The organism is Brevibacillus ginsengisoli (genome assembly GCF_050113715.1).
Taxonomy (GTDB): Bacteria; Bacillota; Bacilli; order Brevibacillales; family Brevibacillaceae; genus Brevibacillus_H; species Brevibacillus_H ginsengisoli.
In genome coordinates this window covers 52,607-67,879 of the sequence record NZ_JBNJQR010000014.1, presented here as the reverse complement: position 1 = coordinate 67,879, position 15,273 = coordinate 52,607, and the positions used below count along the sequence as shown (strand labels likewise).

Annotated in this window: 14 protein-coding genes and 1 other annotated feature (1 of these 15 running past the window's edge); of the genes, 13 read left to right on the top strand and 1 reads right to left on the bottom strand. The window is 45.4% G+C overall.

What is annotated here, in order from left to right:
- The first annotated feature begins 284 nt into the window (after positions 1-284).
- The 9 genes from ACQCN2_RS22805 to pssA all read left to right on the top strand — a co-directional run bounded on the left by ACQCN2_RS22805 (position 285) and on the right by pssA (position 10,365).
- Positions 285-1,412 (top strand): MGDG synthase family glycosyltransferase, encoded by a 1,128-nt coding sequence (locus ACQCN2_RS22805; RefSeq protein WP_426931268.1) that lies wholly within the window; start codon positions 285-287, stop codon positions 1,410-1,412.
- Between the two features lie 22 nt (positions 1,413-1,434).
- Positions 1,435-2,103 (top strand): HAD-IA family hydrolase, encoded by a 669-nt coding sequence (locus ACQCN2_RS22800; protein ID WP_426931267.1) that lies wholly within the window; start codon positions 1,435-1,437, stop codon positions 2,101-2,103.
- Positions 2,104-2,355: 252 nt separating this feature from the next.
- A complete protein-coding gene (locus ACQCN2_RS22795) occupies positions 2,356-2,820 on the top strand; it encodes a CtsR family transcriptional regulator (protein WP_426931266.1) in 465 nt (154 codons plus the stop codon).
- A 34-nt stretch (positions 2,821-2,854) separates the two neighbouring features.
- Positions 2,855-3,394 carry a protein-arginine kinase activator protein McsA gene (mcsA, locus tag ACQCN2_RS22790; protein ID WP_426931265.1) on the top strand — a complete coding sequence of 180 codons (540 nt, stop codon included), beginning with the start codon at positions 2,855-2,857 and terminating at the stop codon, positions 3,392-3,394.
- A 13-nt stretch (positions 3,395-3,407) separates the two neighbouring features.
- On the top strand, positions 3,408-4,478 hold the full coding sequence (mcsB, locus tag ACQCN2_RS22785; RefSeq protein WP_426931264.1) for a protein-arginine kinase McsB: 1,071 nt from the start codon (positions 3,408-3,410) through the stop codon (positions 4,476-4,478).
- Positions 4,479-4,528: 50 nt separating this feature from the next.
- The gene (locus tag ACQCN2_RS22780) at positions 4,529-6,970 is read left to right on the top strand and encodes an ATP-dependent Clp protease ATP-binding subunit (protein ID WP_426931263.1); all 2,442 of its coding nucleotides are present in this window, start codon (positions 4,529-4,531) and stop codon (positions 6,968-6,970) included.
- Positions 6,971-7,130: 160 nt separating this feature from the next.
- The gene (gene radA / locus ACQCN2_RS22775) at positions 7,131-8,495 is read left to right on the top strand and encodes a DNA repair protein RadA (RefSeq protein WP_426931262.1); all 1,365 of its coding nucleotides are present in this window, start codon (positions 7,131-7,133) and stop codon (positions 8,493-8,495) included.
- Positions 8,496-8,501: 6 nt separating this feature from the next.
- Positions 8,502-9,581, top strand: coding sequence for a DNA integrity scanning diadenylate cyclase DisA (gene disA, locus ACQCN2_RS22770; RefSeq protein ID WP_426931261.1), 1,080 nt, complete (start codon positions 8,502-8,504; stop codon positions 9,579-9,581).
- Between the two features lie 55 nt (positions 9,582-9,636).
- Positions 9,637-10,365 (top strand): CDP-diacylglycerol--serine O-phosphatidyltransferase, encoded by a 729-nt coding sequence (gene pssA, locus ACQCN2_RS22765; RefSeq protein WP_426931260.1) that lies wholly within the window; start codon positions 9,637-9,639, stop codon positions 10,363-10,365.
- A gap of 108 nt (positions 10,366-10,473) precedes the next feature.
- On the opposite strand, the gene ACQCN2_RS22760 is transcribed toward pssA, so the two are convergent.
- Entirely contained in the window at positions 10,474-10,869 is a 396-nt protein-coding gene (locus ACQCN2_RS22760; protein WP_426931259.1) for a DUF1573 domain-containing protein, read from the bottom strand.
- Between the two features lie 288 nt (positions 10,870-11,157).
- Between ACQCN2_RS22760 and ACQCN2_RS22755 the strand changes: the two genes are divergently transcribed.
- The 4 genes from ACQCN2_RS22755 (at position 11,158) to gltX (ending at position 15,120) form a co-directional block, all read left to right on the top strand.
- A complete protein-coding gene (locus ACQCN2_RS22755; RefSeq protein WP_426931258.1) occupies positions 11,158-12,249 on the top strand; it encodes a PIN/TRAM domain-containing protein in 1,092 nt (363 codons plus the stop codon).
- A gap of 143 nt (positions 12,250-12,392) precedes the next feature.
- Positions 12,393-13,088, top strand: coding sequence for a 2-C-methyl-D-erythritol 4-phosphate cytidylyltransferase (ispD, locus tag ACQCN2_RS22750; RefSeq protein WP_426931257.1), 696 nt, complete (start codon positions 12,393-12,395; stop codon positions 13,086-13,088).
- A gap of 6 nt (positions 13,089-13,094) precedes the next feature.
- Positions 13,095-13,574, top strand: a complete 480-nt coding sequence (gene ispF / locus ACQCN2_RS22745) for a 2-C-methyl-D-erythritol 2,4-cyclodiphosphate synthase (RefSeq protein WP_426931256.1) — start codon at positions 13,095-13,097, stop codon at positions 13,572-13,574.
- A gap of 64 nt (positions 13,575-13,638) precedes the next feature.
- Positions 13,639-15,120: a glutamate--tRNA ligase gene (gene gltX, locus ACQCN2_RS22740; RefSeq protein WP_426931255.1), complete on the top strand. Its 1,482-nt coding sequence runs from the start codon at positions 13,639-13,641 to the stop codon at positions 15,118-15,120.
- A gap of 6 nt (positions 15,121-15,126) precedes the next feature.
- Positions 15,127-15,273 (top strand) — a binding site (T-box leader) (it continues 86 nt past the right edge of the window).

The following is a 15,273-nucleotide window of genomic DNA, read 5'->3' as shown; positions in this document are numbered from 1 at the left end:
TGAGGTTGATAGGTTCGGTGTGGAAGTGCGGCAACGCATGGAGCTGACGAATACTAATCGGTCGAGGACTTATCCACGTTTTAATCTCTTAGCATATCGGGTTATCCAGTTTTGAAGGTACAACCATAGCGTAATAAGTCCTCAACTATTAAAGGTTGGGGTTTTTTATTTTTACATACGGTTAAGCTTGCAAAATGAAATGCAACTAGTCTAACATGGTAGTGGAAGTCCCAAATTCATCCATTTGGAAAAATGGAGGACGGAGCCAGCGAAGGAGAATTCAAATGAAAAAAGTCTTGATTTTTTCCGCCTCGATTGGTAACGGACATAATCAAGCAGCCAGAGCGATGCAAGAAAGCTTGGCCGCCAATGGCTATACTTCGATGATTATCGACACCTTGGAATATATTAGTCCCACTTTCCACAAAATTTTGTTGGAGAGCTATACGAACCTACTAAAGCTTTCGCCGAAAATGTGGGGGAGAATCTATCACAATACAGAGAAGTCACGTTTTTTTGATATGAACGTGATCATGAACAAGCTACTGGCTAATAAGCTTAAGAAACTGATTAGCAGTGTCAATCCCGACGCGTTTATCGCGACTCATCCGTTTGCCAGCTGCATGCTGTCAGTATTGAAGGGGCGAAACGAGTGGGAAGTCCCGATTTATACGATTATCACAGACTACACGATACATCCTTCATGGATTAACCATCATATCAATTACTACTTTATCGGTCACGAACATTTGTATTACTTGGTGGATATCTACAAGCAGCCGCACCATAAGTTTAAGCCTATGGGAATACCGATCGTGAAGAAATTCTCTGAGCCGTTGAATAAAACGGAGCTTGCCAATCAATATGGCGTATCACCTGATCAAAAAGTCATCATTTTATCAGGTGGAGGTTTGGGAATTGGCCCGATGGAGAAGGTATTACAGGGTCTTGAATATATTGATCAGCCGTTAAAGGTGTTTGTGTTAACAGGGACAAACGAAAAATTGTACAAAAAAGTGACAAACTACAACTACCGACACGAGGTTATTCCGCTTAAATATGTAACCAACTTCCATGAATACTTGGAAATTGCCGACATCATTGTAACCAAATCGGGAGGTTTAACCTCCGCTGAGGTATTGAGCAAGCAGGTTCCCATGATCATTTATAACCCGCTGCCCGGACAGGAAGAACGAAACAGTCATTTTCTCTTGAACAATGGTTGTGCTGTACATGCCAATGTGATTGAGCAGCTTATTTACTTTATTGAAGAACTTTTGGCAAACAAGTCCAAAGTAGAGAGCATGAAAAAAATGGATCTAGTCATTGCCAAGCCAAACGCAGCAGAAAATATTACACAATTTATTACGGCTGACATGGAAGCAATGAAAAGGTCAAACCTCCAAGACTGAGCCCAAGGAGTGAATCCAACCGATGACAATTCGATTTGCTGTGTTTTTTGATATGGATGGAACCTTGCTGCAGACTGAGAAGCTGGCCACTCCTGCATTTTTACGCACATTTGAGGATTTGAAAGCAAAAAAGTTGTGGAACGGACCAATTCCTAGCGAACAGGAATTAACGAATGTGTTAGGTATGACATTGGATCAGTTATGGGAAACCCTGCTGCCAAATGCTGACCATGAAGTGAAGCACGAAGCCAATCGCTTCATGTTGGAACACGAAAGCCAGCTGTTAAAAGAAGGCGTAACTGACCTTTATCCCAGGGTTCGCCATGTACTTCAAGAATTAAAGAGCAATGGGGCTGAATTATTCGTTGCCAGCAACGGGTTGGAAAGTTACATTGATGAAGTTTGCTCATATTTTGAATTAAAGCCTTTGTTTACCGATTTATACTCGGCTGGACGATTTCGAACTAAGTCCAAGATTGATTTAGTAAAAAAATTAGTAGCCGACTACCAAATTGAGCAAGCCGTGATGGTGGGCGATCGTCATTCTGATATCGAAGCCGGGCGGTCCAACGGGCTCAAAACCATTGGCTGTGATTTTGGATTTGCTACTCCGGGTGAGTTGGATCAAGCGGATGTGATCATCAAGAACTTTGAGGACATTCTGCACCACATTCAAATCCCTAAAAAGTAAATGATGTACGATCGACCTAAAACCATTCCTGTATAGGGGAATGGTTTTTTCTATATGGAGCTAAGTGCATGGCTAGTTTCCGATGATTCAACTTCGCTGATTTCGTTAAGAATAGTGGAGACGGGTAGACTACTTGCGTTTTTAGAAAAAATAATTATAATTTAAGTCAAATATAGTCAAAGTCAACAATTGATCAACGGCAATGCTAAGGCTACTGCAAGTTGAAAATTTAAAAAAGGAGGCGGGACGCGGATGCGCAACATTTCGGATATCATCGAACAGCACTTGAAGAGTATCCTCCAGGATAGCCCTGAAAGCTGGATAGAAATACAACGAAGCGAAATAGCCGATCTGTTTCAATGCGTGCCCTCTCAGATTAATTACGTTATCAATACACGATTTACGGTCGAGAAAGGGTATCTTGTTGAGAGTAAACGAGGTGGAGGAGGATATATCCGCATACGTAAAGTGCAGATTCTTAGCAACTCCATGCTTCAACAGATGCTGACGGAAGAACTGATTGGCGATAGTATCTCTCAAGGTGTTGGTTATGCGATTATTGATCGATTACTTGACGATGGATTGATAAGTGTTCGGGAATCTCAGTTAATGAAGACAGCCATATCCCGAACGGTAATATTCGTGGAAGGCCCGTTACACGATCGCCTAAGGGCCAATATACTGAAGCATATGATTACCTCAATTCTCATTAAGTAATGTTCTAATCACCAGTTGCTAAGGGGTGAAACGTATGAACTGTGAAGAATGCGGTAAAAGACCGGCTACCTTACATTTAACCAAAATCATCAGTGGCGAGAAAACGGAGACGCATCTGTGTGAAGTTTGCGCCAAGGAAAAGGGAAATGTAATTTCCGGTTTTTCAAATTTCAGCATCAACAACTTGCTATCAGGCTTGCTTAATTTTGACCCGATGAATAAGGGCACAGCAGCTTCCAACCAATCAACCATGGCTCAGACCAAGGCGCTTCGCTGTGAGACCTGCGGATTGACCTATTCCCAATTTAGTAAAAGCGGAAGATTTGGCTGCAGTGACTGCTATCATCACTTTGGTGAGCGTCTCGATCCACTGTTTCGTCGGATTCACGGCAACACCCATCACATTGGGAAAGTGCCGGAGCGAACGGGTGGAGAAATTAAGTTAAGAAACGATCTAGAACAGCTAAAACAATCCCTGAAGCACTACATTGCTACAGAAGAGTTTGAAAAAGCTGCTGATATACGCGACCGAATTCGTGCCTTGGAACAACAAATTAATCAGGGTGGTTCTTGAGGAGGTGAATGTGATGTCCCTGCAACGTTTTATGCAACATCCTTGGAGCAATTGGATGAAAGGGATTGGCCCCGACTCAGATATCGTCATTAGCACCAGAATTCGTATCGCTCGTAACCTTCGTCAACATCCGTTCCCATTACTGGCTACCGACTCACAAGCGGAAGCCGTCGTAAACAAAATGATGAATGTAGTGGGACAAAAGGATATGAGCGCCAAAGGGCCTTTTGAACTGATCAAGATGGAAGATTTAAATCCTCTGGAGAAACGGGTTTTGGTGGAAAAACATCTCATCAGCCCTAACCTGGCACAAGACGCAAGAAAAGGTGCCGTTTTGTTAAAAGAGGATGAATCAGTCAGCATTATGATCAATGAAGAGGATCATATTCGGATTCAGGTGTTGATGCCAGGCTTTCAATTGACCGAAGCTTGGGATGTAGGTACCAGTATAGATGATATTTTTGAAAAGTTTGTCGACTACGCCTTTGATGAAAAGCGTGGATACTTAACCAGCTGCCCGACGAATGCCGGAACTGGGATAAGAGCATCCGTTATGCTGCATTTGCCTGCTCTTGTCATGACTCAGCAGATCAGTCAAATCTTGCAGGCCATTAATCAAGTGGGATTGGTGGTTCGTGGGCTGTACGGAGAAGGCAGTGAAGCGTTGGGGAACTTATTCCAACTGTCCAATCAGGTGACGCTAGGGATGTCGGAATCTGATATTTTATCCAACCTCTACAGCGTCGCAAACCAAATCATTCAGCAGGAGAGAACGGCTAGACAGTATCTTTTCGAACATTCACGGACCGCTTTGGAGGATCGCATTTGTCGATCTTACGGCATATTGTTATATGCGCGTACCGTTGAGTCCAAGGAAGCTTCCCAACGAATGTCGGATGTTCGGTTAGGGATTGACATGGGGATTATTAAGAACCTACCGTCCCTTGTCCTGAACGAGCTGCTAGTTTCGACTCAACCTGGATTTTTGCAACAGCATGCCGGACAGAAGTTGACCCCGGAACAACGGGATGAACGAAGGGCTAGGCTCATTCGCGAGCGTTTGTCCGTCGAAAAACCAATATAAAACGGTAGGACCGTTGATTACAAAGAATGCTTTGTGGAGGTGTATGAATTATGATGTTTGGTCGTTTTACAGAACGTGCACAAAAAGTACTCGCACTAGCGCAAGAGGAAGCAGTCCGTCTGGGACATAAAGATATCGGAACAGAACATGTGTTGTTAGGTTTGATCCGTGAGGGAGAAGGTATCGCCGCGAAGGCACTACAAGCACTCGGACTTGGATTAGACAAAATCCAAAGCGAAGTAGAATCGCTGATTGGCCGCGGCGCCGAACAACCAAGCAATATCAACTACACTCCACGCGCCAAAAAAGTAATTGAGCTGTCCATGGACGAAGCTCGTAAACTGGGACATACCTACGTGGGAACGGAACATATTTTATTAGGCTTGATTCGTGAAGGTGAAGGGGTGGCTGCTCGTATTCTGAACAACCTGGGCGTTAGTTTGAATAAAGCGCGCCAGCAAGTTCTGCAGCTGCTTGGAAGCTCCGAGATGATGGCATCCCATCAACCGTCCGGCAATGCTGTGGCGGCCAATACGCCTACTCTCGATAGCTTGGCTCGTGACTTAACGGCGATGGCTCGTGAAGGTGGCTTAGACCCTGTAATCGGGCGCCAAAAAGAGATCGAGCGTGTTATCCAGGTGTTGAGTCGCCGAACCAAAAACAACCCAGTATTGATCGGTGAGCCGGGTGTTGGTAAAACCGCGATTGCCGAAGGACTCGCACAAAAAATCGTCAACAACGAAATTCCGGAAACGCTCCGCGAGAAACGCGTCATGACGCTTGATATGGGAACGGTTGTAGCCGGCACCAAATATCGTGGGGAGTTCGAGGATCGCTTGAAGAAAATCATGGATGAGATTCGCCAAGCAGGCAACATCATCCTGTTCATTGACGAGTTGCATACATTGATCGGCGCAGGGGGTGCGGAAGGTGCGATTGACGCTTCCAACATCCTGAAACCAGCGCTTGCTCGTGGGGAACTGCAATGTGTAGGAGCGACCACCTTAGATGAATATCGCAAATATATAGAAAAAGATGCGGCCTTAGAACGACGTTTCCAACCGATTCAAGTAAATGAACCGAATGTTGAGGATGCGATTAAAATTCTCCACGGCTTGCGTGATCGCTATGAAGCTCATCACCGTGTGAAAATTACCGATGAAGCAATCGATCAAGCGGTACGGCTGTCTGATCGTTACATTACGGATCGTTTCCTGCCAGACAAGGCTATTGACCTGGTTGATGAAGCCGCATCCAAAGTCCGTCTCCAATCCTTCACGGTTCCACCTAACCTCAAGGAACTGGAAGCAAGATTGGAAGAGGTTCGCAAGGAGAAGGACGCTGCTGTTCAATCTCAGGAATTTGAGGAAGCCGCAGCACTTCGTGATCAAGAACAGAAGCTGCGTGAAGAGCTAGAAACCACCAAGAAAGACTGGAAAGAACGCCAAGGAAAACTGAACATGGAAGTGACTCCAGAAGACATTGCCCATGTAGTGGCTAACTGGACGGGAATTCCGGTAGTCAAACTGAAAGAAGAAGAGACAGAGCGACTACTCAAAATGGAAGAGATCTTGCACGATCGTGTCATTGGCCAGGACGAAGCAGTCAAATCCATCTCCAGAGCTGTACGTCGTGCCCGTGCCGGCTTGAAAGATCCGAAGCGTCCAATCGGTTCCTTCATCTTCCTTGGCCCAACTGGGGTAGGTAAAACAGAATTGGCTCGTGCCGTGGCGGAAGCGTTGTTCGGCGATGAAGATTCCATGATTCGCATTGACATGTCCGAGTACATGGAGAAGCATTCTACCGCCCGTCTGGTTGGAGCGCCTCCAGGATACGTTGGATATGACGAGGGCGGTCAATTAACAGAAAAAGTTCGCCGTAAACCATACTCTGTCATCCTCCTCGACGAGATTGAGAAAGCACATCCTGACGTGTTTAACATCCTCTTGCAGGTATTGGATGATGGTCGATTAACCGATTCCAAGGGACGTACGGTTGACTTCCGTAATACGGTAGTGATCATGACCTCTAACGTGGGTGCGAACATGATTAAGAAAAATACCTCCCTCGGATTTACAACAGGCGACACGGAGAAGAAATACCAAGATATGAAGGATAAAGTGATGGATGAACTGAAACGCAGCTTCCGTCCTGAATTCCTGAACCGTATTGATGAAGTGATCGTGTTCCATTCCTTGGAGCAGGAGCATATCGAGCAAATCGTCTCTCTCATGACCGACGAATTGCGTAAACGTTTGAAAGAACAAAACATTGACTTCCAGCTCACAGATGAAGCGAAGAAAATTTTGGCCAAGGAAGGCTTTGATCCCGCTTATGGCGCGCGTCCATTGCGTCGTGCCATCCAACGCAACATTGAAGACCGCCTCTCTGAAGAGCTGCTCAAAGGAACCATTAACAAAGGGGATACCGTTACCATTGATGCGGAAGACGGCAAGCTGATTGTTAAAGGGTTAGAACCGACAACCAAATAACTGTTGAATGAAACGAGAAGGGAGCACTGAATGGGTGCTCCCTTTTTTTGGAGAGGATATGAGCAACTTTTCTTTGCTCAACTTTCTGCAATGGGGTACAGTATAGAGTAGGATTTTTCTGTTAAAGAAGAAATAATAATGACTGGTCAGGAGTATATGTATGTCTAAGTACAAAACAAAATTCGTCTGCCAGGAATGTGGCTACGAAAGCCCGAAATGGCTGGGAAAATGTCCTGGATGCAACAGCTGGAATACGCTGGTTGAAGAGCTGATGAAGAAAACGCCCTCCTTTGGCTCGTCACACACATCCGGCAAACAGACCGCACTTCCATTAACAGATGTCGAAAGCAACGAAGAACCGCGTCTCGATACATCGATGGATGAACTGAATCGTGTACTAGGCGGTGGCTTGGTTTTAGGCTCGTTAATTCTTGTAGGTGGAGATCCCGGAATAGGAAAATCAACCTTATTGCTCCAAACTTCTTTTGCGCTTGCGCATCAAGGGCATAAGGTTCTCTATGTTTCCGGTGAAGAGTCCGTCAAGCAGATTAAACTTCGCGCAGATCGGTTAGGTGTGCAAACCCCCAATCTGTATGTGGTTGCCGAAACTGATCTGGAATTGATTGAACAGCAAATTTCGGCAGTAACACCCGCTGTGATGATCATCGACTCCATCCAAACAGTTTATCATCCAACAATCACTTCTGCGGCCGGAAGCGTAGCGCAAGTTCGGGAGACGACCGCCCAGCTCATGAGAATTGCCAAAGGCAGGGGGATTGCTACCTTCATCGTGGGTCACGTAACGAAGGAAGGAGCTATTGCTGGGCCTCGCATGCTGGAGCATATGGTGGATGCTGTTCTGTATTTTGAGGGAGAGCGTCATAACACGTTTAGGATCTTACGTGCCGTAAAGAATCGCTTTGGGTCTACTAATGAGATCGGTATCTTTGAGATGAAAGAGCGTGGACTTGCGGAAGTCGCCAATCCTTCGGAGATCTTTTTGGCAGAACGGCCAGTTGGGGTAGCAGGCTCTACCGTCCTCGCCAGTATCGAGGGCACGCGTCCGGTACTAGTGGAGCTGCAAGCGCTTGTCTCTCCAACCAGCTTTGTTACCCCGAGACGCATGTCTACAGGGGTTGACCATCAGCGTATCGCTATGATTATGGCCGTGCTGGAGAAACGAGTCGGAATGATGTTGCAGAATCAGGACGCGTATGTGAATGTGGCTGGCGGTGTACGCTTGGATGAACCAGCAGTCGATTTAGCGATCGCCATCAGTATTGCGAGTAGTTTTCGAGATCAGGCCACCAATCCCTATGACGTCGTAATTGGAGAAATTGGTTTAACCGGTGAGGTCAGAGGGGTATCGAGAATTGAGCAGCGCATAAGGGAAGCAGCCAAACTGGGCTTTAAGCGCGTCATCATTCCTGAAAAAAATACTCGCGGCTTAGATACATTCAATGATATTGAAGTCATCGGCGTTCGAACGATTGAGGAAGCGCTGCATGAAGTATTAAGGAGGTAAAACGAAATGTCGATCGAAACAACAAAAAAAGAATCGCAACTTGCTGACGTTCTTCGTTTCGTTGCTCCTGGTACTGTGTTGCGCGAAGGTCTGGAGAACATTTTGCGAGCCAAAACAGGTGCGCTGATCGTCGTTGGATACGGACCAGACATGAAAAGTATTGTTGATGGCGGCTTTTCCATCAATTGTGAGTTTACTCCCGCCAATTTATATGAATTAGCGAAGATGGATGGGGCGATTATAGTAAGTGAAGACGCCAAAAAGATTCTGTACGCCAATACCCAGTTGATTCCCCCGTCAACCATTATGTCAAAAGAAACGGGGACAAGGCATCGAACAGCGGAACGAACGGCGAAGCAGACCAATCATTTAGTGATAGCCATTTCTCAGCGGCGCAATGTGATTACCCTTTATCGTGGGAATAATCGCTATGTACTGAGAGATATCGGTGTCATTCTTACGAAGGCCAATCAGGCTCTGCAAACGCTGGAGAAATACAAATCTGTGTTGGATCAAGCCCTGACGAATTTAGGAGCGCTTGAGTTTGAAGAGCTGGTTACAATCCATGAGGTTGTGCTGGTCATGCAGAGAATCGAGATGGTTTTACGGATAAAAACAGAAATCATCAAGTATATTAATGAATTAGGGACAGAAGGAAGACTGATCAGCATGCAAATGGAAGAGCTGGTCGGCAATGTTGAAGAGGAAGCGGTTATGCTGATCCGGGATTACAGTCGTGATCAGGAAATTGACCCTCACCGTGTCCTTATGGAATTAAAAAAATTAACTTCCGATGAACTACTAGTAACAGAATCGCTCGTCCACTATTTGGGCTATACAGTGAACACGAATCCTTTAGAAGAGCCAGTTTCTCCTCGAGGTTACCGGATCTTGAATAAAGTCACTCGTCTTCCAGCTGGAGTCATTACCAATCTGGTGGAACATTTCCGTGCTCTGCCACAAATCATGCTTGCGACTATTGAAGAATTGGATGAGGTAGACGGCATTGGAGAGGTTCGGGCCAGAGCGATTAAGGACGGGCTCAAGCGAATCCAGGAGCAGTTGTTCATTGACAGACACATTTAGATTCACTAGTATTAAGTCATTACCCAAAAATAGCGGTAGAAAGCAGGAGGTACTTATGCTGGTAAAAGCATTACCGAATATGCTGACTGTAGGCAATCTATTTCTGGGGATCGTAGCCATTATCCTCGCATTTCAAGGGAATCAATACGTAGATTATGCAGCGATCACCGTCATTGTCGGCATGTTGTTGGATGGATTAGATGGGCGCGTCGCTCGTTTGTTAAATGTGCAAAGCGAATTTGGCAAAGAGTTGGACTCCTTGTCGGATGTCATTACATTTGGAGTCGCTCCAGCGTTTATTATGTATGTTGTGTCTCTAAATGAATTGCAATTGATCGGAATCTTTATTACAGCTGTTTTCCCGATTTGCGGCGCCTTGCGCCTTGCTCGATTTAATGTTCAAGCCGGAGTGCCGGGCTACTTTATCGGGCTGCCAATCACAGCAGCTGGTGGCGTTCTAGCAACACTTGCGTTATACCATAATTTCTTTCCGTTAGGTTCACTTGCTTTTGGAATGCTGGTACTGGCCTTCCTCATGGTTTCGAAGATCAAATATCCAAATTTTAAAAAGGTGGGTATCCCTAAAGCAGCGTATTGGATTACACCAGTTATCGTGGCTGTTGTCCTTATCGTAGCTTTGAAATTCCCTCAGCAGTTCCCGAAAATCGTCTTCTTGCCGTTAGCGCTTTATGCTTTATATGGAATAAAAAAAAACGTTGAGATTTTGATAAGAAAATTTAAAAAAGGGAACGCAAAAGAAGATAATTCACTCCCTTTTGAATAAGCTATGGAGTAATAAAGAAACCCGCTGATTTTTTCAGCGGGTTTTTGCATTGTCTTGCAACTTTTTTTGTTGCTCGTTCGTACTTATATACGTATAGGCACAAATTCTCTAGGATAGATTAAATACGCCAAGGGTGTTTAGGCGTTCTGATTCTCGTTTTAATACGTCCGTTAATTGAATATCTACAGTGTTACAGAGTGCGGCAAGATAAAAGAAATTTTTACCCAGCTCGGCGACGAGAACCTCATGGCAGTGTTCACAAAGCTGCCCATCCAAATGCGTGTGAAGCAAGTCCCGGTTCTCGTTTAAGTTTTTGTTATCATCATAGGATTGTTTTTTTCCGTTTACCTGAATGCAGCCACATTCGGTTACGGCTTTGGTAATCGCTCGGTTAATTCGGGAAGTGGCTTCTTGCGTTTTGGAAATCACGTCTAGAATGCTTCTATGGCGGATCAACAAATCAGCGACTTGATCTTGAAAATCGTCCAGTAAGTTTTTATCCAATGAAATCACCTCGGAATAGGGATGGTTTGAGATTTTGTCAGAATATTTTAACGTATTTTTCATTATTATACGAAGCGGTGTTTTAGGCTGTCAAATTTAAAAAATTGAGACTAAGTTGCGTTTTTGTTGACTAGGATTTGTCTGTTGTGGTAAAATCTTGTGCTCATTTGACACAACAAAAAAATATTTGATATAGTGGGGATTAAGTATGAAACAATTTCAGACTTTCTTATGTAACAGGTTTTTTCTGGAGAGCATCTGTCTATATTAATAAAAGGAGGTGAAACCATGTTAAACCGAGTGTTTCAAGTATTTTTTGTCATTGTAGGTGGCGGATTAGGATTTCATTTTGGACCTGATCTGTTTCATCTTCTCAACTCTCTGTTGAATTTTGGTGAATTTCAAGGAGTTGAGTATGTTGGCGCTGTTTTGGGAGCATTGCTCTTTTTCCTGATTTCGAAATGGGTGGTTGATTACGTCGTACGCACCATTCGCTGGGGAGAAGAAACTCTGCTGAAGTTACCCATTACAGATGTGATGTTCGGTGCGATGGGATTGATTATTGGACTTATTGTAGCCTTTTTATTATTCCTGCCCATCAACAGTATTAAAATTCCGGTACTGGGAAACTTCTTGCCACTGATTGTTTCTTGCTTACTTGGTTACCTGGGATTTCAGGTGGGATTCCGCAAACGCGACGAAATTATGGCTCTCTTCTCCATTGGTCGTAAAGACAAAGCGAAGAAAGAGGCTGGCGGTATTGCGGCAAACGTGGAACATAAAATTTTGGATACAAGCGTCATCATTGATGGTCGCATCGCAGATATCTGTCGAACAGGATTTATTGAAGGAGCTTTGGTGATTCCGGGCTTTGTTTTGGAGGAGCTGCAGCATATTGCCGATTCTTCCGATATACTCAAACGCAACAGAGGACGCCGAGGACTTGATATTCTCAACAAGATCCAGAAGGAATTGAAGGTCAAGGTGCAAATCTGGGAAGGCGACTTTGAAGATGTGGCTGAGGTGGACAGCAAGCTGATCAAGCTGGCCAAAGTATTAAACGGGAAGGTTGTCACCAACGACTTCAACCTGAATAAAGTATGTGAACTTCAGGGTGTTCCTGTGTTGAATATTAACGATTTGGCCAACGCCGTGAAACCAGTTGTGTTGCCTGGAGAAGAAATGACAGTCCAAGTGATCAAAGACGGTAAGGAATACGGCCAAGGTGTGGCGTATCTCGATGACGGAACGATGATCGTCGTTGAAGGCGGTCGTGAGTACATCGGATCAGATATTGAAGTATTGGTAACGAGTGTACTTCAAACATCGGCGGGACGAATGATTTTTGCCAAGCCGAAGCTTCTGGAAAAAGCATTATAGGTTCGCGAAGGCAGGCATTCTTCCCGCTGCAACAGTGGGGAGGATGCCGCTTTTCTTTTCACGGCTACTCGTCTAGGCCGTGGATTCTCTCAGTGGTACAATAGGCGTAAGCTGTAGAATTGCAATTAATGGAGAGGATTTTAGTGAGTATTGGTGCTGTAATCGTAGCGGCTGGTTCGGGCAAACGGATGGGGGCAAACGGCAACAAGCTTTGGCTCTCGCTTGCGGGGAAGTCAATCTTGGCACATACCGTTGAACGTTTTGCCACACATCCTCTAATTAAGGAGACGATTCTGGTCGTAAGTGAACTGGATTATCAAGAAGTCCTAAACTGGCTGACTACCGTCCCGTATCAGGACAGGATCAAGGTTACGATTGGCGGTGCCGAGCGACAAGATAGCGTAAGGTCAGGACTTCATAAATTATCCGATTCTATTGAATACGTATTGGTTCATGATGGAGCAAGACCGTTTATTACGGACGAACAAATTCAAGCGATTATCACACAGGTTCGATTCGACCAGGCGACCGTAATGGCTGTACCCGTCAAGGATACCATCAAAGTGGTCAATCAGGCCGGTATCGTTCAATCCACGCCTGAACGACAAAGCCTGTACTCGGTACAAACTCCACAGGCATTCCGTTTGTCACTGCTGAAGGAAGCCCATCAGAAGGCTAATGAAACGAATCAGTTGGGAACCGATGATGCCATGCTGGTGGAATGGCTGGGTCAACCCGTCAGTGTGATCATGGGGAGTTATGAGAATATCAAAATCACCACGCCGGACGATTTGTGGTTCGGAGAAGAAATCTTACGGAAAAGAAAAGAACGGGAGTAGGTACTTATGATGCGAGTAGGACAAGGTTTCGACGTTCATCAACTGGTTGAGGGGCGTCCACTGATTATCGGAGGGGTCACGATTCCTTATGACAAAGGGTTGTTAGGGCACTCCGATGCTGATGTATTACTGCATACCATTGCCGATGCGATTCTGGGAGCGATTGGGGAGGGCGATATTGGCAGGCATTTTCCGGATACCGATCCAGCGTTTAAAGACGCAGACAGTCTGAAGCTTCTGCATCATGTGTGGGGAATTGTGAAGAACAAAGGCTACAAGCTGGGCAATGTGGACGCGACCATCATCGCTCAAGCTCCCAAAATGGCGCCTCACATCCCGCAGATGAGGGAGATCATTGCCAAGGCGCTGGATGCAGAAGAGTTGTCCCAAGTGAATTTGAAAGCGACAACGACAGAAAAATTAGGCTTTACCGGACGCGGTGAAGGGATTGCCGCACAGGCTGTATGCTTGCTTGTCAAGGTATAAACGAAGGTGTATCATGTATGACATGTATACATATGGATAAAGAATAATTAAGGATGGTGTCATCATGGCTAACGAGTTTCGTTTGCGGTACGCGCCAAGTCCAACAGGACATTTGCATATCGGGGGAGCGCGTACGGCATTATTTAATTATTTGTACGCACGACGCAACGGTGGACAATTCATCGTACGTATTGAAGATACAGACCAAATCCGCAACGTAGAGAACGCGGCTGAGAAACAGATGGAGAACCTGAAGTGGCTTGGAGTGGAATGGGATGAAGGCGATGACATCGGGGGCCCATACGCGCCATACAGACAGATGGAACGTCTGGACATTTTCCGAAAATATTTAGACCAGCTGCTTGAAGAAGGCAAAGCTTATTACTGCTATGCGTCCAAAGAAGAATTGGATGCGGAGCGTGAAGAGCAAGTCGCTCGTGGTGAGACTCCGCGCATTGCTGAAAAGCACCGTACGGTAACCCCTGAGCAAAAAGCGCAATACGAATCGGAAGGACGTGTTCCAGCGATTCATTTCCTTGTACCGGATGATCGTACGTATGTGGTAAACGATATGATCCGTGGACAGGTAACATTTGAATCCAAGGAAATGGGAGACTTCGTAATCTGCCGTCCTGACGGAATTCCAACGTATAACTTTGCGGTTGTCATTGACGATTATCTCATGAAGATTTCCCATGTTGCGCGTGGGGAAGAGCATCTCTCCAATACGCCTCGTCAGCTGATGATCTACGAAGCGTTTGGTTGGGAGCCGCCGCAATTTGCTCACTTGGCGTTGATCTTGAATCAAGATGGCAAGAAAATGAGTAAGCGCGATGAGAGCATCCTTCAGTTTATTGAACAGTATCGCGATTTAGGCTTCTTGCCTGAAGCGATTGTGAACTTCCTTGTTCTTCTGGGCTGGTCTCCAGGTGGGGAAGAAGAGATTTTCTCCAAAGAGAAGCTGATCGACCTCTTCTCATTTGACCGTGTGAACAAATCGCCAGCCGTTTTCGATACCACGAAGATGAACTGGATGAACAACCACTATATCAAGCAACGTCCGGTTGAAGATATTTTTGAACTCTGCTTGCCGCATCTGCAGAAGGCAGGCTTTGTAGAAGAGAATCCTTCCGAAGCTACACTTGATCGTGTACGTGGTATTGTGGCGCTTTATCAGGAACAAATGTCCTATTGCGCGCAGATCGTTCCTTTGTCCGCTCTTTTCTTCCTGGATGAAGTAGTGTACGATGAAGAAGCGAAGGATGTATTGAAAGAAGAACAAGTTCCAGTTGTTCTCGATGCCTTCAAGAAACACCTTGAAGCAGCGTCAGAATATACTGTAGAAGTCATTAATGCTTCCTTAAAGGCCGTTCAAAAAGAAACTGGACACAAAGGAAAAGCTCTTTTCATGCCAGTTCGTGTCGCGATTACGGGTCAAGCGCACGGACGTGACCTGGGACAATCGCTCTTCTTGATCGGTCGTGAACAGGTGTTTGCGCGGATTGAACGAGTCTTGAACAATTTAGATAAAATTGTTAACGAATAAATGAAATAGAACGCGTAGAACAGGAGAAGTAAGAAGGGACTGTGTCTTTCAGAGAGGATGACAATGGTGAAAGTCGTCTAGCACAACCTTCCGAAATGCACCTGGGAGCAGCCCCCTGAACACATGGATTTACCATGCTAAGTAAGGAGTGGC